Source organism: Desulfomicrobium aestuarii (assembly GCF_055385525.1).
The window spans coordinates 3,764,521-3,789,123 of the sequence record NZ_AP042427.1 but is presented as its reverse complement, the minus strand read 5'-3'; the positions used below and the strand labels follow the sequence as shown (position 1 = coordinate 3,789,123).

Annotated in this window: 22 protein-coding genes and 2 tRNA genes; 13 read left to right on the top strand and 11 right to left on the bottom strand. The window is 63.7% G+C overall.

Features of this window, described 5'->3' with window-relative positions; genetic code table 11:
- Window positions 1-77: 77 nt before the first annotated feature.
- From ACZ5AC_RS17495 to ACZ5AC_RS17455, 9 genes are all read right to left on the bottom strand, one after another.
- Window positions 78-1,283, bottom strand: a complete 1,206-nt coding sequence (locus ACZ5AC_RS17495; RefSeq protein ID WP_464248838.1) for an MFS transporter — start codon at window positions 1,281-1,283, stop codon at window positions 78-80.
- Window positions 1,284-1,331: 48 nt separating this feature from the next.
- Complete coding sequence (locus ACZ5AC_RS17490; protein WP_464248837.1) at window positions 1,332-2,447, bottom strand: acyltransferase family protein; 1,116 nt, start codon at window positions 2,445-2,447, stop codon at window positions 1,332-1,334.
- Window positions 2,448-2,577: 130 nt separating this feature from the next.
- Complete coding sequence (gene qrcD, locus ACZ5AC_RS17485; RefSeq protein WP_464248836.1) at window positions 2,578-3,813, bottom strand: menaquinone reductase integral membrane subunit QrcD; 1,236 nt, start codon at window positions 3,811-3,813, stop codon at window positions 2,578-2,580.
- The gene (gene qrcC, locus ACZ5AC_RS17480) at window positions 3,806-4,576 is read right to left on the bottom strand and encodes a menaquinone reductase iron-sulfur cluster-binding subunit QrcC (RefSeq protein ID WP_464248835.1); all 771 of its coding nucleotides are present in this window, start codon (window positions 4,574-4,576) and stop codon (window positions 3,806-3,808) included. Before qrcC ends, qrcD begins: the two co-directional genes overlap by 8 nt.
- A 41-nt stretch (window positions 4,577-4,617) precedes the next feature.
- A complete protein-coding gene (gene qrcB, locus ACZ5AC_RS17475; RefSeq protein ID WP_464248834.1) occupies window positions 4,618-6,678 on the bottom strand; it encodes a menaquinone reductase molybdopterin-binding-like subunit QrcB in 2,061 nt (686 codons plus the stop codon).
- 17 nt (window positions 6,679-6,695) lie between these two features.
- The gene (qrcA, locus tag ACZ5AC_RS17470) at window positions 6,696-7,235 is read right to left on the bottom strand and encodes a menaquinone reductase multiheme cytochrome c subunit QrcA (protein WP_464248833.1); all 540 of its coding nucleotides are present in this window, start codon (window positions 7,233-7,235) and stop codon (window positions 6,696-6,698) included.
- 208 nt (window positions 7,236-7,443) lie between these two features.
- Entirely contained in the window at window positions 7,444-7,995 is a 552-nt protein-coding gene (rfbC, locus tag ACZ5AC_RS17465; protein ID WP_464248832.1) for a dTDP-4-dehydrorhamnose 3,5-epimerase, read from the bottom strand.
- A gap of 156 nt (window positions 7,996-8,151) precedes the next feature.
- Window positions 8,152-8,242, bottom strand: a tRNA-Ser gene (locus ACZ5AC_RS17460).
- Window positions 8,243-8,248: 6 nt separating this feature from the next.
- A tRNA-Ser gene (locus ACZ5AC_RS17455) sits at window positions 8,249-8,344 on the bottom strand.
- Between the two features lie 180 nt (window positions 8,345-8,524).
- Here ACZ5AC_RS17455 and ACZ5AC_RS17450 point away from each other — a divergent pair.
- The 13 genes from ACZ5AC_RS17450 to ACZ5AC_RS17390 all read left to right on the top strand — a co-directional run bounded on the left by ACZ5AC_RS17450 (window position 8,525) and on the right by ACZ5AC_RS17390 (window position 22,123).
- Window positions 8,525-9,817: a homoserine dehydrogenase gene (locus tag ACZ5AC_RS17450; RefSeq protein WP_464248831.1), complete on the top strand. Its 1,293-nt coding sequence runs from the start codon at window positions 8,525-8,527 to the stop codon at window positions 9,815-9,817.
- Window positions 9,817-11,004, top strand: a complete 1,188-nt coding sequence (locus ACZ5AC_RS17445; protein WP_464248830.1) for a cofactor-independent phosphoglycerate mutase — start codon at window positions 9,817-9,819, stop codon at window positions 11,002-11,004. The genes ACZ5AC_RS17450 and ACZ5AC_RS17445 overlap by 1 nt, the downstream gene beginning before the upstream one ends.
- Window positions 11,001-11,414 carry an acyl-CoA thioesterase gene (locus ACZ5AC_RS17440; RefSeq protein ID WP_464248829.1) on the top strand — a complete coding sequence of 138 codons (414 nt, stop codon included), beginning with the start codon at window positions 11,001-11,003 and terminating at the stop codon, window positions 11,412-11,414. The genes ACZ5AC_RS17445 and ACZ5AC_RS17440 overlap by 4 nt, the downstream gene beginning before the upstream one ends.
- A gap of 1 nt (window position 11,415) precedes the next feature.
- Window positions 11,416-12,255 carry an amidohydrolase family protein gene (locus tag ACZ5AC_RS17435; protein ID WP_464248828.1) on the top strand — a complete coding sequence of 280 codons (840 nt, stop codon included), beginning with the start codon at window positions 11,416-11,418 and terminating at the stop codon, window positions 12,253-12,255.
- A 65-nt stretch (window positions 12,256-12,320) separates the two neighbouring features.
- Window positions 12,321-13,829 (top strand): lysine--tRNA ligase, encoded by a 1,509-nt coding sequence (lysS, locus tag ACZ5AC_RS17430; RefSeq protein ID WP_464248827.1) that lies wholly within the window; start codon window positions 12,321-12,323, stop codon window positions 13,827-13,829.
- 46 nt (window positions 13,830-13,875) lie between these two features.
- Window positions 13,876-15,105, top strand: a complete 1,230-nt coding sequence (locus tag ACZ5AC_RS17425) for a lipoprotein-releasing ABC transporter permease subunit (RefSeq protein WP_464248826.1) — start codon at window positions 13,876-13,878, stop codon at window positions 15,103-15,105.
- Window positions 15,098-15,775, top strand: coding sequence for an ABC transporter ATP-binding protein (locus tag ACZ5AC_RS17420; protein ID WP_464248825.1), 678 nt, complete (start codon window positions 15,098-15,100; stop codon window positions 15,773-15,775). Before ACZ5AC_RS17425 ends, ACZ5AC_RS17420 begins: the two co-directional genes overlap by 8 nt.
- Window positions 15,765-18,446 (top strand): outer membrane protein assembly factor BamA, encoded by a 2,682-nt coding sequence (bamA, locus tag ACZ5AC_RS17415; RefSeq protein WP_464248824.1) that lies wholly within the window; start codon window positions 15,765-15,767, stop codon window positions 18,444-18,446. Before ACZ5AC_RS17420 ends, bamA begins: the two co-directional genes overlap by 11 nt.
- 39 nt (window positions 18,447-18,485) lie before the next feature.
- The gene (locus ACZ5AC_RS17410) at window positions 18,486-18,998 is read left to right on the top strand and encodes an OmpH/Skp family outer membrane protein (protein ID WP_464248823.1); all 513 of its coding nucleotides are present in this window, start codon (window positions 18,486-18,488) and stop codon (window positions 18,996-18,998) included.
- 11 nt (window positions 18,999-19,009) lie between these two features.
- Window positions 19,010-20,038, top strand: coding sequence for a UDP-3-O-(3-hydroxymyristoyl)glucosamine N-acyltransferase (gene lpxD, locus ACZ5AC_RS17405; protein ID WP_464248822.1), 1,029 nt, complete (start codon window positions 19,010-19,012; stop codon window positions 20,036-20,038).
- Between the two features lie 7 nt (window positions 20,039-20,045).
- Window positions 20,046-20,510, top strand: coding sequence for a 3-hydroxyacyl-ACP dehydratase FabZ (gene fabZ, locus ACZ5AC_RS17400; protein WP_028576943.1), 465 nt, complete (start codon window positions 20,046-20,048; stop codon window positions 20,508-20,510).
- The gene (gene lpxA, locus ACZ5AC_RS17395) at window positions 20,510-21,301 is read left to right on the top strand and encodes an acyl-ACP--UDP-N-acetylglucosamine O-acyltransferase (RefSeq protein WP_464248821.1); all 792 of its coding nucleotides are present in this window, start codon (window positions 20,510-20,512) and stop codon (window positions 21,299-21,301) included. The genes fabZ and lpxA overlap by 1 nt, the downstream gene beginning before the upstream one ends.
- 6 nt (window positions 21,302-21,307) lie before the next feature.
- Window positions 21,308-22,123, top strand: coding sequence for an LpxI family protein (locus ACZ5AC_RS17390; RefSeq protein ID WP_464248820.1), 816 nt, complete (start codon window positions 21,308-21,310; stop codon window positions 22,121-22,123).
- A gap of 153 nt (window positions 22,124-22,276) precedes the next feature.
- Here ACZ5AC_RS17390 and thrC read toward each other — a convergent pair whose 3' ends face one another.
- A complete protein-coding gene (gene thrC, locus ACZ5AC_RS17385) occupies window positions 22,277-23,719 on the bottom strand; it encodes a threonine synthase (RefSeq protein ID WP_464248819.1) in 1,443 nt (480 codons plus the stop codon).
- Between the two features lie 24 nt (window positions 23,720-23,743).
- Complete coding sequence (locus ACZ5AC_RS17380) at window positions 23,744-24,598, bottom strand: UbiA-like polyprenyltransferase (protein WP_464248818.1); 855 nt, start codon at window positions 24,596-24,598, stop codon at window positions 23,744-23,746.
- Window positions 24,599-24,603: the final 5 nt, after the last annotated feature.

Below are 24,603 nucleotides of genomic sequence, written 5' to 3'. Positions count from 1 at the left end.
CAGTCTTAATCGATCCGTTTCGCTGCGGCAACCGAAACCTTTTCCACACGGCCTCCAAAGCATTGTGGAAGGGCTAACTAGATTTTGGAATCCACATGGTTGCGGCGCAAAAATTCTCTCCCGGCCAGCGGCAGCGCCACCGCGAATGCACAGGCCAGGGTGAGGAAGGTCGCCGGCAGCCCCTCGGCGTCGGCCAGCAGGCCCACCAGGGGGCCGGTCAGTACGAAGCCCAACCTGAACATCAGGCTGTGGAGAGAAAGGATACTCGCCCTGTTGCGGCGCTCGCTCAGGGCCTGCAGGCGGGAGCGCATGAGCGGGCCCTGCAGGCCGCGCATGGCCGTGAGCAGGTAGTAAAAGGCAAAGCTGCCCACGGCTGTGGAAAAGCCCAGACCGGCATAGGCGGCGACGATGAGCAGGAAGAAGAGCCCGTACATGCCCCGCATGCCGATGCTCCGCTGCACCCTGTGGCTGCCTGAGGCGGCCAGGGCCACGACAAGGTTGGCGCCGGCCCATGCCGGGCCGAACCAGCTCACGGGAACGCCGCAGGCCTGCATGTGGGGCTGGATGAGCCAGACCATGTAGAAGGAGGCGAGGCCCAGGAGCGTCCCGCTCAGGATCGTCGACCGGATGGCCGGGCTGGTGAAGGCCAGTCGGCACACGCCCAGGGCCTCTGCCAGATGGGAGGTGACATGCCTCCCGTCCTCCCCTGCCGGCTCGCGCAGGCTCAGGCACAAACCAAGGGCCACGGTCCAGACGGCGATCTGCGCCACAAAGGGCATGAGGGGCCACTGGGCGTACATGAAACCCGCCAGAAGCGCCCCGGTCGCCTCGCCACCCTGGGCCCAGCCGACCATGCGGCCGTCGCAGCGGGCGTAGAGATCCACCCTGTCGGCGGCACGCAGGCTTTCGAAGAGAAGCGCCGTGTCGGAGCCGCTGATGAAGGCGTAGCTCACCCCGAGCAGCAGCTCCGCCAGCAGGACGCCCCAGAAGGTCTCGGCCGCCAGATACCACCCCCAGCCCAGGAGCCCGAAGACGCAGGCCGTGATCAGGGCAAACCGGTACCCCAGCCTGTCGCTGACGTAGCCCGAAGGGTATTCCATGATGACGCTGGCCAGGGAGAAGAACACCTGCAGGGTCAGGATCTCGGTCAGCGACAGGCCGATCTCGTCCTTCCAGAAGAGCGTGATCACGGCCATGGGGAAGAGCGTCATCTTCAGGGCCGCAAAGACATTGAGGGTCAGCAGCGTCCGTCGCAAACCTCGCTCGTCGGCCGTCACCGCCATCTCCCTGCACCTTCCGCAGGCAGGATGCGCAGCGTATTCACGACGGCCCTAGCCGCGCACCAGCGGACCGAAAAACATCCCCGTCTCGCGCGGCTTGCCCACAAGCTGGGGGATGGCCTGGTTCAGGCCGTGGATGACGGGCACGCACGCCGCGATGCTGCAAACGGTTACCGCCGCGCTGACGAGAAAGATCGTCCGTCCGTCCCCGGGGAAGGTGGCCAGGGTCCATGCGGCCAGGGGCTTGTTTACGAAGTGGTAGAAAACCCCGTTCATGGCCAGCAGGATCATGCCGTTGCGGCCCAGAAATGTCAGAAACGAAGACCTCTGCAGCGCCACGCCCAAGGCCAGGACCATGCACGTACCGGCGAGGGCCGTGAACGGGAACCACAGGAAATGTCCATGCCCGGAAAGAAGTATGATCACGGCCTGCAGATAGCGGAACGGCCCCTGGTTGAGGTCGAAGGTCAGGTGCACTGCCGCGGCCGAGACAAGAAATATGCCGACTGCCGTCCCGGGCCCGACCCTGTCCAGCACCCGTGTGCGTCCCAGGAGAACCCCGATGAGATAGAACGCGTACACGACCGGCACCTCGTGCAGAAGCCAGAAGCTCATGTTCTGCCCGAAAAAGAAATACCGCTCGTTGAGGGCGTACCCCCCTATGTAGCAGGCCGCAGCGGCCAGCAGGATGCGCCTGGGGGTGTCCAGCGCCCATCCGGCCAGACGGTGCACGCACTCCACGCTGACGAGGCAGGCCACGAACCACAGGGGGACGCAGAAAAGCGGAAAACCCATGGCCGTGGCCACGGTGGCCTGCAGGTAGCCGGCCGGCTTCGAGAGGTCGACGATGGGAAACCACCCCGGCAGAAACAGGGAGAAGAGCGCCAGGACTAGGCTGAAAAACAGGTACGGCACGATCCTGCCCGCCCAGGTCGAAGCCACGAAGGCCTTCGGCGGCGCGACGGCCGGACGCGCACCGCGGATCAGGCCGGACAGCACGAAGAAGAGGATCATGTGAAAGGAGTAGATCCATTTGTACTGCAGAGTCGCCGCTGGATTCTGCAGGTACATGGTCTGCTCGACGAAATGGCCGTAATAGACCAGCCCGAGCCCCAAGGCTCGTGCCGCGTCGACGGCGTCCAGGCGCCCTTCCCCGTAACGACTCATGACGGCTCCTCGCGCTGTGTTGCGGCCCGACACGGCGCCGGACCAAGTGCGAAGATGAGCACAACCGGCCGCCTTTTGTCACCAATAAAAAAGGCCCCCGAAGGGGCCTTTGTGCGGAGCGGGATGCGTCCTACTTGTTCAGCTTCACTTCCTGGGGGAAGATCGGCAGATACCTGTAGGAGATGCTCATGACCAGGAAGCCGTAGGCCACGATCATGCCGGACGTGGACCATTCGGCCCAGTTCGGAACGTAGGTCGTCCAGCGGTCGAAGGGCATGACCGGAATGGCCAGGGCCTGAACCGTGAAGACGAAGCGGTTGATGGTCACGCCGATGGCGGTCATGATCGCCGCGGTGTACATGAGAGCCGGACGCTCGCGCACCCAGGGGGTGATCAGCATCACGGCCGGGATGGCGCCGAACCAGAAGAGTTCGAGCCAGAGCAGAATCTTGCCGTAGCCGTACTCGCTGTTGAACATCTGGTCGAAGGTCAGACCCATGCCGGGCAGGATGCCCTTGGCCCAGGCGTAGGTATCGATGATCTTGAAGAAGATGTACACGCACAGGAGCAGACCGGAGATCTTGCCCATGAGCTTCTTGGTCTCGTAGCTGACCAGCTTGCGGCCGGTGATGGCTTCCATCAGGGCGGCGCAGAGCATGGTGAAGCCGGGACCGGAGGCGATGGCCGAGGAGATGAACAGGAAGAAGGTCCAGGGCCAGATGAAGAAGCCTTCGCGGAACACGAACGGACGGCCGAAGAGCACGCCGTACATGCCGCCCAGGGAACCCTGGTGGAAGAAGGACAGGAAAGTGCCGATGCCGGCGAAGAGCGGCATGTACACGTGGAAGTTGTGGGCCAGGTGATGGCAGAACCGGTTTTCGTTGATCTTGCGGTTCTCCAGGATGAGCGGAACGTACTCGATGATCAGCACCGTGCAGTAGCAGGTGATGCAGAAGATGACTTCCGTCAGCATCGAGTGGACGTTGGGGTGCCAGTAGCCGAACCAGGCCCGCAGGGGCTGGCCGATGTCCAGAACCAGGACGAGCATGGCGCCGGAGTAGCACAGGAAACCAACGATGACCGCCAAGTTGATGATGTTTTTGAGTTCGTCGATGCGGATGATGTACCGCAGGAAGCCGGAGAAAAAGGCGCCGGCGCCCAGGGCGATGACCGCGAGGTCAAAGGTGATCCACAGGCCGAACCCGAAGTAGTTGTCCAGTCCGGTCACGCCGATGCCGGTTCCCAGCACCTTGAACGCGCCGTATCCGCCCCAGGCGAGGAAGATGCTGATCACGCCCAACCAGGCCAGGAACTTCCCAACAGAACAACGTTCCACCCCTTCGGGCCAGTACGCTCTATCAGACATGTTCGCCTCCCTTCGCATTCTTCAGGTAGTTGTCCCCGAGTTTCCGCACCCACTCACGCTTGGAGTAGTAGTAGACCTGCGGGTCGGTGCCGAGCTTGGCCAGCAGGCGGAAGGCGTTCTCGGACGCGGCCAGCTTGCTGACTTCATGCTCGGGGTTGTTCAGGTCGCCGAACTTGATCGCGCCCGTGGGGCAGATCTCGGCGCAGGCCGGGATGTAGGCGTCCTCGGCCAGTTCCGTCGGGTCCTCGCCGTTCATGCGGGCCTGTTCCTTGGCCGCCATGAAACGGTGGTGACAGAAGGTGCACTTCTCGACCACGCCGCGGGGACGGGTGGAAGCGTACGGGGTCAGAACCTTTTCCATGCCTTCGGGCCAGATCGGGTCGAACCAGTTGAAGTAGCGGGCATGGTACGGGCAGGCCGCCATGCAGTACCGGCAGCCGATGCAGCGGGGGTAGATCTGGCTGACGATGCCGCCCTCCTCGTCCTTCAGGGTCGCCACGACGGGGCAGACCGTGGAGCACGAGGGCTTTCCGCACTGCATGCAGGGCCGGGGCAGGTAGGCCACCTCATGCTCCGGGAAGGGCTTTTCGTTGGACAGCTCGTATATGTTCATCCAGTCGTTGGTGCGCAGCTTGTTGGACGCGTCGACCTCGGGCGGCAGGTTGTTCTCCGCCTTGCAGGCCACGGAGCAGGCACCGCATCCGGTGCACTTGTCGAGATCGACAACCATGCCCCATTTCACCTTGAATTCTTTTGCTTGCATTGTGGGTATCCTCTTCTTTTCGCCAGGTGCTTACGGAACGACTACGCCTTGCTCACAGTGACCCGCGCCGTGGCGAACCGGGACAGGCCGGTCTCGCCTTCGGCCTCGGCGGCCAGCAGCTTGTAGACATTGTCTCCCTTGCCTCTGGAAAAATCATCCCAGGCGGTATGGCCGAACCCGAGGGGGGCCACCACGGTGTCGTTCATGACGCCCTCGAAGATGCGCACGCGGGCCTTGCACTCGCCGGCAGCGGCGGAGAGCTTGACCGCGTCGTCCTTCTTCACGCCGAGATTCTTGGCCGTCGCGCCGTTCATGAGAACGTACATGTCCTTGCCGAGCATCTCGTCGAAACGGATGGCGTTGGTGTTGAAGGGCGGGATGGCGATCTTGGCGCTGCCGACCTTGAGCTGGGCGACAGGAGCCAGGGCCAGGGACTTGCCGTCCTTGGCGGCCACGGGCACCTCTTTCAGCGGGGTCGCCCACAGGGCCAGGTCCTGAGCCGGGAATTCCTCGCCGAGCCAGGGGGCGCCTTCGACCATGGCGTCGAAATCGGCGCCCAGGGCCTCGGCCTTGGCCTTGACCACGTCCTCGAAGGTTTCGAAGCCCAGTTCCAGTCCGGCCTTGGCGGCCACGGACAGGATCACGTCGCCGGTGGGCTTGGTGTCGTAGACGGGCTTGATGACGGCGCCCGCCACCGTATAGTTGGGCTGGCCGGAGCCGTACGGGGAGTACGCGTCGTCCAGGCGCTCGAAGGCGTAGCAGTCGGGCATGATCAGGTCGGCCATGGCCGCAGTCTCGTCCATGAAAGAACTGAAGGAGACCACGAAGCCGGCCTTGTCGATGGCGGCCTGGGCCTTGGCCAGGTTCGGCATGGCATAGGCCGGGTTGGCGGCGTGGACCATGAGCAGGGCCGGGGCCTCGGTCGCGCCGTCGGCGACGGAAGTCAGGTAGCCGGCAAGGTCGGCGGCGAGCAGGGCCTTCTTTTCAGGGGCGGACTCGACGACCTTGGGGCTCCAAGGCAGGATGCGCACGCCGCCGACGGTGTTGACCCGTTCCAGCAGCAGATTGAGGCTCATGCCCGCGGCCATTTCGAAGGCGCCCAGACCCTGTCCGGCGCCGGCGGCGGTCAGGACCAGCGGACGGCCCGTGCGGACCAGTTCCTGGGCCAGGCCCTTGATGACGTCGACGGACACGCCCGTGATTTCGGAGACCTTTTCGGGTGCATACGCGGACTGCACGAACTTGGCGAAATCGGCGTACCCCGGCCAGGAGGCGCGGTCGCGACCGCCGGCGGAGATCACCGCGGCCAGGCCCAAAGCCAGCACGGCTTCGGTGCCGGGAGCGCAGGGCACCCAGCTGTCACAGACCGCGGAGGTGCCGTTCTGGGCGGGACCTGCGTACACGAACTTCACGCCCTTTTCGCGGCTGGCCCCGAAGGCCTTGCCGTTGCGGGCCACATTGGCCCAGGAGCCCAGGGCGTCGGCGCCGAGCAGGAGCACGTAGCTCGCGTTCTCGATGTCGTAGCCGACCTGGCCGTCCCCGCCGATCATGGCCAGGGCCGCGGCGGCCGGGGCGCTTTCGCCCGGCATCAGAAAAGTCTTGTCGGATCCGGCCTTGCCCACCAGGCCCGCCAGCACGTCGGTGACGGAACCGGTTTCATCGCCGCTGATCATGGCCACGCCGGCGCCGGCTTCCTTGAGTTTACCGGCCAGGAGGTCTTCGGCCTCTTCCCAGCTGATGTCCTTGAAGGACGAGCCGTCCTTGAGCTTGGGGTTCTTCACCCGCGAAGGGCTGTAGAGCATGTGCACGCTGGCCGCGCCAAGGGGGCAGATGCCGCCCAGGCTCAGGGGGTGGTCCGCGTCGCCTTCGGCCACGACGGGGCGTCCGGCCACGGTCTTGACCTTGATGCCGTAGGCGTCGGCGCCGAGCTTGCACAGGGCCGGGACTTTCGCCTCCTCGCCGTACTGCAGCCGCGGAATCCAGGGCCAGTTCTGGGTCCAGATGGACACGTCATCAAGGGATTTCCAGATCACGGGAGTGAAGAGGCTGCCCGCCACACCGCCAGCCACCAAGGAAATAAAGCTTCTTCTGTCGATTCCCATCGTAACTCGCTCCTGTCTTATTTGTGGCACACAAAACAGGCGTTGCTGGCGCCGGTCTTGGCGTGGCATTCTTCACACTGCCACATCTTCATGGTGTCCTTGCTGTAGCCCGAGAGCCTGTTCTCGTAGTACACAGGCGGGGTCTTCATCTTGGCCACATCGGGATGACACGAAGTACACTCGAGTTCCTTGTGCGCGATATGGGAGAAGTACACGTTGTCCGGCTGCGTCTGGTACGCGAGCCATTCGACTTCCTTTTCCTGCTGCACATACTCGGTCACGTAACGGGCCTCTTCGGGATCCTCGCCCTGGACATCCTCATGGCAGCCGACACAGTTCGCATTGGTGGGCAGGCCGGTAAAGGAACCATCCTCCCGAAAGGCATGACAGTCTTCGCATGCCATGGCCTGATCTTCCACATGCACGACGTGATCGAACCGGATGGGTTGGGTCTTCTGACTGTACAGGACTTTGGGAAAGCCCCACCAACCAAGCACGATCGATGCCACCAAACCGATCAGGAATGGCAACACCACGCAGCTCTTGCATTTTGCCACAGTCCTCTCCTCCTACCGCGTTAAGATGAAATGTGAAAAACCGCTCAAGAAATAATTGCCTCTGTGTATGCAAGAGACTCGTGGAGTGTCAAGAGATAATGAAAAAAATCACGATCTTCCGCCCCACCTTAACCCCCTTGCAACATTTGGAAAACAGTGTTCGCAAGGCCAATTGCCGACCGAAAAGCTCGGCAATTCAGGCCCCCCGTCAGAAGCGGAACGGAGAGTTGAAATCCTTCAGCCGCGGCAGCCGCGTATCCTTCTCCGAAAGGATGGGCGGGAGGTCCGGCCAGACTATGCCCAGGTTCGGATCGCACCACAGGATGCCGCCGTCGTGTTCGGGGGAGTAATACCGGTCGACCTTGTAGAGAAAGTCCGTGTCCGGCTCCAGGGTCATGTAGCCGTGCCCCAGACCGGCGGGAACGAGCAGTTGGAGATGATTTTCGGCCGAAAGCGTGAAGCCCTCCCAGCAGCCGAAGGCAGGCGAACCCCTGCGCAGGTCCACCACCACGTCGAAGACCGCGCCGCGAGTCACGCGCACCAGCTTTGTCTGGGCCATGGGAGGGGACTGGAAATGCACCCCGCGCAGCACGCCGGCCTGGGCCGAGAAGGCGTGGTTGTCCTGCACGAAGTCGACGTCGAGGCCGCTGTCCTCGAACCGCCTGCGGCTGTACGTCTCGCTGAAAAAGCCCCTGTGGTCCCCGAAAACCTTGGGCTTGATCAGCAAGACTCCTGGAATCTTCGTGCGGGTCACATCCATGCCGGCCATCCTTGGTTTGGGGTTGAAGCGCCCTTTCCCCTACAGAAAGAGCGGCCCGAAAACAATGCCGGCGCCGTCCCCGGCCCGAAAGAAAAGGCTGCGCCGAAAAACAAAAAACCGCCGGAACGATTAAGTTCCAGCGGCAGTGATCGCGTGTGGCGGAGGGTTAGGGATTCGAACCCCAGATGCCCGCAAAGGCATGCCGGTTTTCAAGACCGGTGCAATCAACCAACTCTGCCAACCCTCCAGGGGATGGCGGAGAGGGAGGGATTTGAACCCTCGATAGAGGTTTACGCCCCTATACTCGCTTAGCAGGCGAGCGCCTTCAGCCTAGCTCGGCCACCTCTCCGTTCGTGTGAAGAAAACGCTGGTTATACAAATCAGGATTAAGCGTCAACAGGAAATGACCACCACAATCGTTTTCCCGCCTCCCCGGAGCGCCCGCTTTTGACAGCGCGCCACGGATGGGGCAAAGAGCGGACTTCAACTCGATAATCTTTTTCTCAATGCTGCGGCGTGGAGGAATCCCTTGAAAGACTCCGTCATCCATCTCGGCCTGGCCGGCCTGGGCACGGTCGGCTCCGGCCTCGTCAAGATCATCCAGGAGAACAACGACTGGATCGAGCGCAGGCTCGGCAAGACCCTCAAGGTCAAGACCATCATGGTCCGCGACCTGGACAAGCCCAGAAACGTCGTCCCGTCGCCGGACACCACGTTCACCACGAACATCGACGACATCATCGGCGACCCCGAGATCGACATCGTGGTCGAACTGGCGGGGGGCATCGATTTTCCGCGCAGGCTCATCACCCGGGCCCTGAACGCCGGCAAATCCGTGGTCACGGCCAACAAAGCCCTGCTGGCCGAACACGGCCCCGAACTCTTCGAACTGGCGGCCAGCAGGAACCTGGGACTCTATTACGAGGCCAGCGTGGCCGGCGGCATCCCCATCATCCAGACCCTGAAGGAGAGCCTGGCCGGCAACCGCATCAAGGCCATGACCGGCATCCTGAACGGGACGGCCAACTTCATCATGTCCGAGATGTCCGAGAAGGGCGAGGATTTCGCCACCGTCCTGGCCAAGGCCCAGGCCAAGGGCTACGCCGAGGCCGACCCGACCCTGGACGTCGAGGGCATCGACGCCGCCCACAAGCTGGTCATCCTCATCCGTCTGGCCTACGGCCTGGACTTCCCCCTGAGCAGGCTCACGGTGGAGGGCATCTCCAAAGTCGAACAGTTCGACATCACCCTGGCCAAGGAATTCGGCTACCGCCTGAAACTGCTGGCCCAGGTCCGCGAGAAGTCCGGGCTGCTCCATGCTGGAGTCTACCCCGCGCTGTTGCGCCAGGACCATATCCTGGCCAAGGTCGACGGGCCCTTCAACTCCATACTGCTCGAAGGCAACGCCGTCGGGCCGGTCATGCTCTACGGCCAGGGCGCCGGCGACCTGCCCACGGGCAGTGCCGTGCTGGCCGACATCCTGGCCCTGGCCCGCACCAACTGCGTACCCAACAACACGGGCTTCCTGGAGACGCGACTGCCCCAGGCCCAGATCCTGGCCCCGGAGCTGACCGTGTTCCGCCACTACTTCCGCTTCACCGTGGTCGACCGTCCAGGCGTCATGGCCTCCATCGCCGGGGTCATGGGCGAATACAACATCAGCATCGCCCAGGTCGTGCAGCGCCAGTACGCGCCGGACGCCGGCGTGCCCATCGTCTTCATCAGCCACTCGGCCCAGATGCAGAATGTCACCGCGGCCCTGGACACCATCAAGAAATTCAGCTTCGTGCTCGACCCGCCGGTGCACTACAGGATCATCTGATGAAGACCGTCTTTCTCGTGGCCGACGGCATGGCCGGCTGGCCCCTGGATGCCCTTGGCGGGCGAACCACGCTGCAGGCCGCGGCCACGCCGACTCTCGACTCCCTGGCACCGCGCTCCCGCTGCGGCCTGTGCCGGACCGTGCCCGAAGGCATGCCGCCCGGCTCGGACGTGGCCAACATGTCGCTCCTGGGCTATGACCCGCGGGCGCACCACACCGGCCGGGGCCCCATCGAGGCCGCGGCCCAGGGCCTGGCCCTGGACCCCGACGACCTGGTCTGGCGCATGAACCTGGTCAACCTGACGGAACTCTCGGACGAAGGCGTCATGCTGGACTATTCCTCCGGGCACATCGGCACCGCCGTGGCCGCGCCCCTTGTCGCCAGGCTGGCGGAAATAGCCCAGGGAAGCCCATTCCAACCGGTCCAGGGCATCCAGTACCGCCACCTCCTGGTGCAGCGCGGAGGCGCCCTGACCGCTGCGGCCGGCCTGAACATCCGGCCGCCCCACGACATCCTGGACCAGCTTGTCGCCCAAGACCTGGCGGCCTTCGCGACCTTTCCGGAGCTTGCGGCCTTCCTCAAGGCCGCCCACGAATTCCTGCGTTCCGAGCCCACCTCCCAGGCCACCTCCGTCTGGCCCTGGGGCCAGGGACGGCCCCTGATCCTGCCGGCCTTCGCCGACCGCTTCGGCCTGAGCGGGGCCGTGGTCTCGGCCGTGGACCTGGTCAAGGGCCTGGGCAGGGCCGCAGGCATGGACGTTCTCGAAGTCGAGGGCGTAACCGGGCTGATCGACACCAACTACGAAGGAAAAGTCAGGGCATCTCTCGAATTTCTCGAGCGTGGCGACTTCGTGTACCTCCATGTTGAAGCGCCTGACGAGTGCGGCCACATGGGCGACGCGGAACTCAAGAAGCGCGCCATCGAACTCTTCGACGAACGCATCGTGGCCCCGGTACTGGCGGCCCTGAAAGGCGAGGACGCGACCATCGTCGTGACCTGCGACCACTTCACCCCCGTTGTGCGCCGCACCCACACCGAAGACCCGGTGCCGTTCCTGGTTTTCCACACCCGCGAACCGCGTGCGGACGGTCCGGCCGTCTTCGATGAGCGCACGGCCGGCGCCTCGGGCCTGTTCCTGCCCCAAGGGCTTGACCTCCTCCCCTTCTGCCTCGGACGGAACGCATGACCGACGCATTCCCCAAGCCCTCGTGCTGGCTCACGCACCGCGTGTCCTACGGCGAGACCGACGCCATGGGGGTGGTCTACTACGCCAACTACCTGCACCTCTTCGAACGCGGCCGCAGCGAACTGATCAGGAACCTGGGCTTCAGCTACAGCGTCGTCGAGGAACGCGGCATCTTCCTGCCCGTGCGCGAGGCCTCCTGCCGATATCTCGCCCCGGCGCGCTACGACGACGTCATCCACATCCGCACCGGCCTGGCGGGGCAGTCCCGGGCCAGCCTGAACTTCGTCTACGAGATCACCGACGAGAGGCGTGAACACGTCCTGACCAGGGGCACTACCCAGCACGCCGTGGTCAACGCCCAGGGCCGGCCGGTCCGCGTACCCGACTGGCTCTCGGCCCTCTTCGTCTAGGATGGTCGACTGCCACACCCACGTCTTCCCCCCCAAGATCGGCCCCCGGCTGGCGGCGGCCATAGGCCGTGAGTTCGGACGCGATCCGGCCGGCGACGGTTCGGCCGAAAACCTCCTCGCGCACCTGACCGAAGCCGGGCTGTCGCAGGCGATCTGCTTCACCGCGGCCCTGCGCCCGGACCAGATGATTCCGGCCAACTCCTGGATGATCGGGCTGCGGAGGACCCACGCGCACCTCATCCCCCTGGGGACGGTCCACCCGGAACACCCCGCCTGGGCGGATGAGCTGGACCGCCTGGAGCGAAACGGCATCCGCGGGCTGAAAATCCACCCCGACCTCTCCGGCATCCCCCTGGACTCGCCGCTCTGGGACCCCGTCTGGGAGAGCGTCCGAGGCAGATTCCTCGTCATGATCCACATGGGTCCGGCCCGGCCCGGAGAGGCCACCCTTTCCCGACCGCGGGACCTGTCCCTCGTGCTCACGCGCCACCGGGGCCTCGACGTCGTGGCGGCCCATCTGGGCGGACTCGGCCTGTGGGACGAAACCCTGGAGCACCTGGCCGGGAAGGACATCTATATGGATACGTCCTGCTGCCATGACGCCATCCCCGCTTCGGCCATGGGCGCACTTCTGGCCCGCCATGACCGGGGCCGCATCCTCTTCGGCAGCGACTACCCGCTCTTCTCCCCGAAATCCGAGCGTTTGGCCCTGGCCCGGCTCCTGGCGCAACTGCGCGTTTCCGATTGCGCGATCCTGGGCAACGGAAAACGGCTGGCGCAGAGCCTCCAACCCGGCGGATTTGCAGGCCGGACGCCAGCTCCCGGCATTGACTTTTCTTGACGACGGGTACAATTTCCAATACCCGCGTTTGTTTATCCGACGCCAATACCCCGAGGAGACTTTCCTTGACACAAGAACAGACAAATGCCCCCAGCGAAAAGCAACTGCTGCGCCACCGCAAGGAAAAGGCCCAGTTCCTGCTCGACGCGGGCATTCCGCTATATCCCAACGATTTCCGCCGTTCGGCCGAAATCGGAGACATCCTCGACGCCCACGGGCACAAGGATGAAGAAACGCTGGCCAGCGAAGCCGGCTCGTTTTCCCTGTGCGGCCGCATCATGGCCCACCGCTCTTTCGGCAAGGTGACCTTCTTCCACATCCAGGACACGAGCGGAAAAATCCAGGTCTATACTGCCCGCGACGACCTCGGCGCAGAGGCGTACGGGGTTTTCAAGAAATTCGAGATCGGCGACATCGTCGGCGTGGTCGGCGGCCTGTTCCGCACCAAGACCGGCGAACTGACCGTCAAGGCGGATCAGGTACGCCTCCTGACCAAGTCCATGCGCCCCCTGCCGGAGAAGTACCACGGTCTGAAGGACGTGGAGACCCGCTACCGCCAGCGCTACGTCGACCTGCTGGTCAACGACCGCGCCCGCGAGATCTTCCGCAAGCGCACGGCCATCGTGCAGTTCATCCGCAATTTCCTGAACGAGCGAGGCTTCCTGGAAGTCGAGACGCCCATGATGCAGCCCATCGCCGGCGGCGCCACGGCCAAGCCCTTCCGGACGCACCACAACGCCCTGGACATGGACCTCTTCCTGCGCATCGCCCCGGAACTGTACCTCAAGCGGCTTCTGGTCGGCGGCTTCGACCGGGTCTACGAGATCAACCGCAATTTCCGCAACGAAGGCATCGACACGCGGCACAACCCGGAATTCACCATGATCGAATTCTACTGGGCCTACGCAACCTTCGTCGACCTCATGGACCTGACCCAGGAACTCCTGGGCGGGGTGGCCAAGGCCGTCAACGGCACCCATCTGGTGGAATACCAGGGGCAGGTCATCGACCTGCAGGACGGCTGGGTCCGCATGCCCTTCCACGAATCCCTGGAAAGGATCGGCGGCGTCGCCCCGGAAATCTACAAAGACTACGACAAGTGCAAGGACCTGGCCCAGAAGCTCGGCGAAGCCGTGCACCCCAAGGAGAAGCTCGGCAAGCTCCAGGCCAAGCTCTTCGACAACCTGGTGGAGCCCAAGCTCATCCAGCCGCACTTTATCTACCATTACCCGACGGACATCTCCCCGCTCTCGCGCAAGAACGACCAGAACCCCGATATCACGGACCGGTTCGAGCTGTTCATCTGCGGACAGGAGATGGCCAACGCCTTTTCCGAGCTCAACGACCCCTACGACCAGAAGGACCGGTTCGAGGAGCAGGTGCGCGATAAGGCTGCCGGTGACGACGAGGCCCACGCCATGGACGAGGACTACATCCGCGCCCTGGAGTACGGCATGCCCCCCGCGGCAGGGCAGGGCATCGGCATCGACCGCCTCGTCATGCTGCTGACGGACTCGCCGTCCATCCGGGAGGTCATCCTCTTCCCGCTGCTGCGGCCCGAGATCGCCGGCTAGCGCCCCGGCGCTGCTTGTCCGGCACGTCTCCACCAAGCGAGAACCCATGCAATTCGAACTGTTTGTCTCTCTGCGGTATCTTCTGGCCCGGCGCAAACAGGCCTTCATTTCCGTCATCTCGCTCATCTCGGTGCTGGGCGTGGCCATCGGCGTGGCCTCGCTGATCGTCGTCCTCGGGGTCATGAACGGATTCAGCGAAAACCTGCGCGACAAGATTCTGGGCATCAACTCCCATCTCATCGTCGGCTCGGTCAAGCAGACCATCGAAAACTACGACGGTCTGGTGGACAAGAGCCTGAAGCTCGACGGCATCGCGGCCGCAACTCCCTTCATCTACTATGAGGTCATGCTGTCCACGCCCACGGGTGTCAAAGGTGTTGTCCTGCGCGGCATCGACCCGGACACGGCCGGACAGGTCCTGTCCGTGGAGAAGGACCTGGTCAGCGGCAGCCTGAAGAACCTCGGGGAACCGGCGGACACGCCGGGCATCGTCATCGGCAAGGAACTGGCCGCCCGCCTGGGACTGACCATGGGCAGCCGCGTCAGCCTGCTCGCGCCGAGCGGCAAGAAGTCCGCCGCCGGATTTTCGCCCAAGATCCTTTTCTTCAACGTGGTCGGCATCTTCAATTCCGGCATGTACGAATACGACTCGTCCCTGGTCTTCGTCTCCATCCCCGAGGCCCAGAAGATCCTCGGCTTCGAGGGCGACGTCGTCACGGGCATCGAGTACCGCGTGACCGACATCGACGCCGTGCAGCAGACCGGCGAACTCCTGGTCCGCGCCCTGGGGGGATTCCCCCTGTACTCGCGCAACTGGATCGAGATGAACCAGAACCTCTTCGCGGCCCTCAAGCTCGAAAAGACGGCCATGGCCGTGATCCTGACCATGATCGTGCTGGTGGGCTCCTTTTCCATCATCACCACCCTGGTCATGATGGTCATGGAAAAGACCAAGGACATCGCCGTGCTCATGGCTCTGGGCGCCACCCCGACGCAGATCCGCAACATCTTCATCCTGCAGGGCTCCCTCATCGGCGCCGTGGGCACGAGCATCGGGTTCGGCCTGGGCCTGGCCATCTGTTCGCTGCTCAAGAAGTACCAGTTCATCAAGCTCCCGGCCGACGTCTACTACCTGGACCACCTCCCGGTGAAGACGGAGCTCCTGGACATGTCGCTCATCGCCGTGTCGGCCATGATCCTGTGCTTTCTCGCCACCCTCTACCCTGCCCGCCAGGCGGCCGGGATGCACCCCACCGAGGCCCTGCGCTATGAGTGACGTCTACCGCCTGCAGGGCATCGGCAAATCCTATCAGCAGGGCGAGGAAACCCTCACCGTGCTGAACGGCATAGACCTGACCGTCAGCCGCGGGGACTCCCTGGCCATCATCGGGGCCTCGGGCTCGGGCAAGAGCACGCTGCTGCAGATCATGGGCACCCTGGACGTACCGTCCAGGGGTACCATCCTCTTCGACGGCGCGGACATCTCCACCCTCGGCTGGAAGGAACGGGCCCGCATCCGCAACCGGAACATGGGCTTCGTGTTCCAGTTCCACCACCTTCTGCCCGAGTTTTCCACGCGCGAAAACGTGGCCATGCCCGGCATCATCGGCGGCATGCCCCGGGGCCGGGCCCTGGAAATGGCCGACGCTGCTTTGTCGCGCGTGGGGCTTGCGCATCGCCTCCATCACAGGGTAACCACCCTGTCCGGAGGAGAGCGCCAACGCGCGGCCATCGCCCGCGCCATCCTGCTCGAACCCTCGGTGGTGCTGGCCGACGAACCCACCGGCAACCTGGATGAACGAACAGGACGGGAGGTCAACGACCTCCTGCTGCATTTGAACAGGAATCAGGGTGTGACCCTGGTCGTCGTCACCCACAATGCTGAACTTGCCCAGTGCATGCGCCGCACCTTGGAGCTTCGTTCCGGAGAACTCTATGAATCGTAATGCGTTCCTGCTTCTGCTTCTCGCCCTTGGTCTCTTGTGCGCCGGACCGTCCTTCGCGCAAACTTCGGGGAAGGTCATCGTTCTGCCCTTCGCCGTGAATGCCGGCCCGGATATGGCCTACCTGGAAGAAAGCCTGCCCAAGATGCTGCGCGATCGGCTCACGGACATGGGCTTTCAGGTCGTGTCCGAGGAGGAGACCCTCAGCCTGCTGCAGGAACAGCAGATCGAATATCTGGACCTGAACGTGGCCAAGGACATGGCTCTGCTGGCCGGCGCCGGCCATGCCGTCTACGGCAGCTTCAGCCAGGTGGGGGAAAGCATCAGCCTGGACACCCGTCTGGTGGAAGCCTACGGCGTGGCCGAGCCCAAACCGTTCTTCGTCGTCAAGGAAGGGGTCATCAACATCCTCCCGGCCATTGACGAGACGGCGGCCAAGATCAAGCTCGGCATGGAGCAGAAGGACCGAATCGCCGCCATCGACGTGCGCGGCAACGAAATCCTCGACGACGACGTCGTGCTCATGCGCCTCAAGATTCAGCCCGGCGACGCATACGATCCCAAGGTCGTCAACGCGGAACTCAAAAGCCTCTACGACCTCGGCTACTTCGACGACATCGAAATCTCCATGGAGGAGAGTTCCGAGGGCAAGCGCCTGATCATCACGGTCAAGGAAAAGCCCCTCATCCAGGCCATATCCGTGCAGGGCGCCCAGGAGCTGGACGCCGACGACCTGCTGGCGGCCATCGCCACCAAGACCGGCGCAGTCCTCAACCCGCGCGTCCTGGCCGACGACATGGGCAAGATCCGCGAACTGTACCGCAAGGACGGCTACTACAACGCCAAGGTCAGCTACGCCCTCGAACAGGCCGACGCCAAACGCGCCCGCCTGAACATCATCGTCGACGAGGGCAACAAGCTCTACGTCACTAACATCGTCATCCAGGGCGCGAAACAGCTCGATCCCGACGACCTCAAGGACGAACTGGCCCTGTCCGAACGCGGGATGCTGTCCTGGATCACCGGGTCGGGCGTCCTGCGCGAGGAGATCCTCGACCGCGACGCCGCCGCCCTTGAAGCGTATTACGGCAACCGCGGCTTCCTCAACGCCAAGGTCGGCCAGCCCGAGGTTACGTATTCCGACACGGGCATCACCGTCACATTCCAGGTGGACGAGGGCGCGCGCTACAAGGTCACCTCGGTGGAGTACGCCGGCGAGATGATCGGCGCCCCGCAGGACCTGAACTCCGTGGTGAAGATGGACGAACTTGTCGCGGAGAAGGAATATCTTGACCGATCCGTCATGCGCTCCGACCTGCAGAAGCTGACGGAGCATTACTCCAACTTCGGCTACGCCTTTGCCGAGGCCGACGTGAAAATCGACCGCAACGATGCCGAAAACACCGTGGCCCTGACCTACACCATGTCCAAGGGCACCAAGGTGTCCATCAACCGCGTGCTCATCGAGGGCAACACCAAGACCAGGGACAACGTCATCCGCCGCGAAATGCGGCTGGCCGACGGCGACCTCTTCAACGGTTCCCAGCTGCGCAGGTCCAACGCGCGCCTGAACAAGCTCGACTTCTTCGAAACCGTTGAAATCACCCCCGAACCCGCCGGCTCGCCCAGCGAGCTGAACCTCAGGGTCAAGGTCAAGGAAAAGCCCACCGGACAGTTCGCGGCCGGCGTCGGCTACTCCAGCTACTCGCAGGTGTTCTTCTCGGGTCAGATTCTCGAACGCAACCTCTTCGGCATGGGCTACCAGCTCGGCTTCACGGGCACCATCAGCGCCAAGTCCGCCGACTACACGGCAACCTTCTGGAACCCCCACTACAACGACACCAAGCTCGGCATGGGCGTGAGCCTCTACAACAAGCTCAACGACTATTCCGACTACGACAAGCAGTCCGTGGGCGGACGCCTGCTCTTCGGATACCCCCTGGGCGAGTACACGAACCTGAACTGGAGTTACCGCCTCGAGCAGTACACCATCGAAGACGTCGACGACGACGCCGACAAGGTCATCAAGGACATCGAAGGCGAGAACTGGGCCAGTGCCCTCTACGGATCGATCAAGCGCGACACCACGGACCGCCGCATCAACCCGACCAAGGGCATGACGCACCAGTTCTCCGTGGAGTACGGCGGCGGCATCCTGGGCGGCGACGACGACTTCATCAAGTACATCGCCGACGCCAACCACTACTTCCCGGTCTTCCTGGAAACCGTCATCCATCTGCACGCCCAGGCAGGCTACATCATGGAGAACGGCGGCGAAGAAATCCCGCCCTTCGAGCGGTTCTACCTCGGAGGCATGAACTCCGTCCGCGGCTACGAAGAACGCAGCATCTCCCCCTTGTACGATGACAGGGACGCCTCGGAAGGGTATGACGAAGGCGACGAGAAGGGCGGCAACAAGAGCTTCTTCTTCAATGCCGAATATCTGGTCCCCCTGCACAAGGAAATGGGTCTGCTCGGCCTGGTCTTCTTCGATGCGGGCAAGGCCTGGGACGAAGACGAGAAGATCGACGCCGACCTGTACAAGAGCGTCGGCGCAGGCGTACGCTGGTACTCCCCCCTCGGCCCCCTGCGCCTGGAGTACGGCTACCCGCTTGACGAAATCAACAACGAGAGAGAAGGACGTTTCGAATTTTCAGTTGGACAGTTCTTTTAACATCAAACCAGAGATTACCGACATATCGAGGAGATTTCCATGCGTGTATTCATCCTGACGTTTTTTCTCGTCCTGTGCATGAGCCTGACGGCCGGCGCCGAAACGAAGATCGGTTTTGTGGACATGAAGGCCGTCATCGCCAAGTCCGAACCCGGCTCCAAGGCCATGGAGCAGCTCAAGTCCCAGTTCAAGGACATGAAGGACAACCTTGACGCCCAGAAGAAGTCCCTGGACACCCTCAAGGACGAACTGCAGAAGCAGTCCATGATGCTCAGCCAGGAAGCCAAGCTGGACAAGGAAGCCCAGTACAAGCGCAAGGTTCGCGACTTCCAGGACATGGGGCAGAGCTACCAGCGCAAGCTGCAGCAGGCCGAGCAGAGCCTGTCCAAGCCCATCATCGACAAGCTCCTGGAAGTCATCCAGGACTACGGCAAGAAGAACGGGTTCACGGCCATCTTCGACAAGCAGGCCAGCGGCCTTGTCTTCAGCCAGGACAACGTCGATGTGACGAGCGCCATCATTGCCGAACTGAACAAGGCCATGCGCAAGTAACCGGGACAGAGATGCTTCTTTCCGAAATCGCAACCAGCCTGGGACTGCCTCTGCAGGGCAGGGACATGGACGTCAGCGGTGTCAACACCCTGGCCGACGCCTCACCCTCGGAACTGTCCTTCCTGGCCAACCCGAAGTACGCCCCCCAACTGGCCACAACCAGGGCGGGGGCGGTCATCGTTTCGGCAGACCAGGCCCCTGGGGACAAACCCTGCCTCATCAGCACCAACCCCTACCTTGACTTCGCGCGGTGCGTGCACCTCTTCGCCAAGCCCCAAGGCTGCTTCGAAGGCGTAAGCGACCTGGCCTTCGTGCATCCCGAAGCCGATATCGATCCCGCCGCCGCCGTGGCGCCCTTCGTGTCGATCGGCAAGGGCGCGCGCATCGGCCGCGGGGTCCGGGTCTTCAGCGGCAGCTACATAGGCGAAGACTGCGTCATCGACGAGGACTGCGTCATCTACCCCAACTGCTCCCTCATGGCCGGGACGCGCCTGGGCAAGCGCGTCATTCTCCATGCAGGCACGGTGCTCGGCAGCGACGGCTTCGGCTTTGCCCAGGGCGCCGGAGCGATGACCAAGTTCCCGCAGATCGGCAGGGTCGTCATCGAGGACGACGTCGAAATCGGGGCCAACTCGACCATCGACCGCGCCGCCCTTGGCGAGACGCGCATCGGCCAGGGCACCAAGATCGACAACCTGGTCCAGCTCGGACACAACGTCCGCGTCGGCCGCAACTGCCTGATCGTGGCTCAGGTCGGCATCGCCGGCTCCACGACCCTGGGCGACGGCGTCATCCTGGCCGGCCAGGTCGGCGTGGCCGGGCATATCCACCTTGGGGACGGCTGCCGCATCGGAGCCAAGTCCGGCATCGGGCAGGACGTCCCGCCCAAGCAGGATATGAGCGGTATCCCGGCCATGTCCCACGGCACGTTCCTGCGGACTTCCGCCATCATGCCCAAGCTGCCGGAGATGAAACGACGTCTTTCGAAACTGGAGAAGGAACTGGCCGCCTTACGGGAAGAAATCGCCAACAAAGGGTAACGACATGATCACCAAACCAGAAAGCGGCGAAATCGTCAGCCGGGACATCCTGGACCTGCTTCCTCACCGCTACCCCTTTCTGCTCGTGGACCGGGTCTTGAGCTTCGAGCCCATGAAGTCCGTGCACGCCATCAAGAGCGTGTCCATCAACGAGCCTTTTTTCCAGGGCCATTTCCCGTCCTACCCCGTCATGCCCGGCGTCCTCATCCTCGAGGCCCTGGCCCAGGCCGGCGGGATCATGGTTATCAAGAGCCTGCCCGCGGCCGAGACCGTCGGGAAGATCTTCCTGTTCACAGGGATGGAGAAAGTGCGGTTCCGCCGCCCGGTGTTCCCCGGCGACCAGCTGCACCTGCACGTCACCTATGAACGCCACAAGATGATGATGTGGAAGACCAACGGCAAGGCCATGGTAGACGGAAAAGTCGTGGCCGAAGGCATCCTGACCGCATCCGTGGTGCCCAGGGAGGACTGATGCAGACGACCATCCACCCCACCGCAGTCGTCGCTCCCGGCGCGATTCTGGGCACCGGCGTCACCGTCGGGCCGTATGCCGTCATCGAGGATGACGTGCGTATCGGCGACGGCACCGTCATAGACGCCGGGGCGCAGATCAAACGCTTCACCACTCTCGGAGCCGGCAACCACGTCCATTCCATGGCCTGTGTCGGCGGAGAGCCCCAGGACCTCAAATTCCACGGCGAGCAGACCCGCCTCGAAATCGGGGACCGCAACAAGATCCGCGAATTTTCCACCATCCACCGTGGCACCGAAGGCGGCGGAGGGGTGACCAGAGTCGGGTCGGACAACCTGATGATGGCCTACTCGCACATCGCCCATGACTGCATCGTCGGCGACAACAACGTCCTGGCCAACGCCGCCACCCTGGCCGGCCACGTCATCGTCGGCAGCGAAGTGGTTGTCGGCGGCCTCTCGGCCGTGCATCAGTTCGTGACCATCGGCGACTTCGCCTTCATCGGCGGCAAGACCGGCGTGGCGCAGGACGTACCCCCGTTCATGCTGGCCGTGGGCGAGCGCGCCACCCTGCGGGGCCTGAACCTCATCGGCCTGCGCCGCCACGGCTTCTCCTCCGAGGAGATCAGCGCCCTCAAGTCGGCCTACAAGCTCATCTGGCGCTCCAATCAGGAGCGCAACGAGGTCATGCAGCAGGTCGAGACCGAGCTCGGTAGCTTCCCACAGGTCATGAAGCTCCTGGAGTTCATACGCGCCAGCAAACGGGGCACCATCACGCCTGAACGCATCTAGCCGGGCATGAGCAGGACCCTTGGCATCATCGCCGGCGGCGGTGCGTTTCCCATCACTGTGGCCAAAACCGCGACGGAAAGGGGAGAGCGGGTCGTCGGTGCCGGATTCGCGTCCGACACCGACCCGACCTTTCCCGAGTTCTGTGACGCCTTTGTCTGGCTCAAGCTCGGCCAACTAGGCCGTCTCATCGACTTCTTCACCGCCCATGGCGTGACCCACGTGGTCATGGCCGGTCCCATCAACAAGCCCCGCGCCCTCGACCTGCGCCCGGACTGGCGCGCCGCGAAGCTCCTTTTTTCGACAAAGACCCGCGGCGACGACGCGCTGTTGCGTGCCGTCACCGCGGAACTGGAACGCGAGGGCATGCAGGTCTTGGCCCCCCATCTCTACTCCCCCGACCTGCTCGCCCCCGAGGGCGTCCTGACCCGCAGAAGGCCCACGGAGCGCGAGCAGGAGGACATTTCCTTCGGCTGGAACGTGTCCCAAAGTCTCGGGGCCTTCGATATCGGGCAGTGCCTGGTGGTTCGGGAGAGGATCGTCCTGGCCGTGGAGGCCATCGAGGGCACAGACGCCGCCATACGCCGCGGCGGCCAGCTGGGAGGGGCCGGCGCCGTCGTGATCAAGCGCCCGAAGCCGGCACAGGACAGGCGCCTGGACATGCCCGCCGTAGGTCCCGGTACCCTGCGCGTCATGGCCGAGGTCGGGGCCACCTGCCTGGCCGTTGAGGCAGGCGGGTGCATCTTCTTCGAACAGGGGCGCACCCTGGAATACGCCGACGCGAACGGCATCGCCATCGTCTCCCTGTCCTCAAGCGCTTCCTGATTCCCGTGCTCTCCGTACGCAAGACACCGCCTCGACGTGCTTTCCGCGGCGAGTTCCTCCTCGTACAGCCATACGAAGGCATCGCGCTCTACGCCAAAAAATAGGCCGGGACGCAAGCCCCGGCCTTTCCTGTACGATTCGTCTCGGCCCGTTCTACCTTTTGTTCAGCCCCAGAATCTCGACGACATTCTGCGCCGCCTGGGCCGTGAAGGCGTCTTCGGAAAGACGATCCTTGTCCTCCTGCCCGATGACCAGGCGCGGGGCGTTGGCGAGCTTCTCGTCGGGCGTGATGCCGTATTCCGGCCCGAAGGAATTCTGGTAGTACATGTCCTGGAAGCCCGAGAACTTGAGGGCGTGGGCCGTAGCGTCGAGCACGGCCAGTTCGTCCTTGTCCATGAGGCCCTGCTCCCGGGCCTTGAGCAGCCCGGCCAGACATTCGCCGCCCTGGGTGCAGGCGATGTGGCCGTGGCGGTTGGCCAGCAGCATGGACTCGATGATGCGCTGCTCGCTGACCTGCACCACCTGGAAGGAGCCGCCAAGAGCCTGGTATTTGTCCGCCAGGAAGGCCACGCGCGGGAAGGAGACGGGATTGCCGATCATGGCCGCCTGGGCCACGGAGGGGCGCACCTTGACGGCCTCGTAACGTCTCTCGCCTGCAGTCTGGGCGTAGTAGCGGAAGACCGGGTCGGCATGTTCGGACTGCACGCCGAAGATGCGCGGCAGCACGTCGATGACGCCAAGGCGCAGGAGCTTCAGGAAGCCGCCCATGACGGCCGTGATGTTGCCCGCGTTGCCGATGGGCACGAACACGGCCTTGCCGCGCATGTCCCAATCGTACCACTGGGCCACTTCGAAGGCGTAGCTTTCCTGGCCCAGGATGCGCCAGGCGTTCTTGGAGTTGAGCAGGGCCACGCGGTAATGGTCGGCAAGATACTCGACGACCTTCATGCAGTCGTCGAACACGCCGGGGATTTCGAGCACGCGCGCCCCGCTGCCCAGGGGCTGGGACAGCTGCTGGGCCGTGACCTTGCCCTTGGGCAGTAGCACCACGGAGGTCAGAGGCGCACCCACGTAGGCGGCATAGAGCGCCGCGGCGGCCGAGGTGTCACCCGTTGAGGCGCAGATGGTCAGGACGTTGTCCCAGCCGTGCTTGGCCACGAGATGGCGCAGGTAGGAAAATGCGCAGGCCATGCCGCGGTCCTTGAAGGAGGCCGAGGGGTTCTGCCCGTCGTTCTTGAAAGCCATGGGCTGGCCCACAAGGCGCTCCAGGGCGGAGGAAGAGCGGGTCACGGGCGTGTTGCCCTCGCCGAGGTAGACGATGTCGGACTCGCTCAGGACGGGGGCCATCAGCTCGTAGAAACGGAAGATGCCGCGCAGCGCAGGGTTCTTGGTGGCGGCGCGCAGGTCGAACGTGTCGCGCCAGGCCTGGCCGGAGGTCTTTTCGAGCTCGCCGAAACGGGTGTCCTCCAGCAGGAACACGCCCTTACACTGCGGACAGGTGTAGTGCAGTTCATCGATGGGATACCTGGCCTGACAGCCGAGGCAGACATATTCCATTTCCCCGCGGTAGGAAGGGAAAACATTGACTTCGCGCATGGGACGCTCCCTCAAAGGACAGAGTTACCCGAGCACCGTATCGAGGACGGCCCCGGCAAACAGAAAGACGGCCACAAAACCGTTCAAGGTGAAAAACGCCAGGTTGACCCGGCTCATGTCGTGCTCCGAGATGAGACGATGCTCCAGAAGCAGGATCACGGCGACCGCCAGGCAGAAGGCGAGATAGACGAGCCCCGCTCCGGAGGCCCAGCCGGCCAGGAGAAAAAAGAGGCTGGTGACCACGTGGCTGAAGGTCGAGACGGCCAGGGCAGGTCCCACGCCAAGCATGGCCGGAAGGGAATGCAGGCCCTCGGACCGATCGAACTCCACGTCCTGGCAGGCGTAGAGGATGTCGAAACCGCCCACCCAGAAGGTCACTCCGAGGGCGAGCAGGACCGGGGCCATCTCCACCGCGGGCGAAACGGCCAGCCAGCCGGCCAGCGGGGCCAGACCCAGGACCGACCCCAGAAAGAAATGGCACAGAGCCGAGAAGCGCTTGGTGAAGCTGTACAGCCCGGACCAGACGAGGGCCGCAGGCGAAAGCGCCAGGCACAGCGGGTTCAGGAACCAGCAGGCCGCGACGAAGATGGCGGCGCTTGCGGCGATGAAAAGCCGCGTTTCGGCCACGCCGATCTCCCCGGTCACCAAGGGACGCGTCTGGGTCCTCGGGTTCTTGGCGTCAATGGGCAGGTCCGCCAGCCTGTTCACGGCCATGGCGAAGGAGCGCACCGCGACCATAGCCACGGTCAGGGCGATGAAGACCCGCCAGCCGGGCCACCCGCCGGCAGCCCAGAGCATGCCGAGATAGGCGAAGGGAAGAGCGAAGATGGAATGCTCGATCTTGACCATGCGGGCCAGGAGCACGATTTTACGCCACATTGATC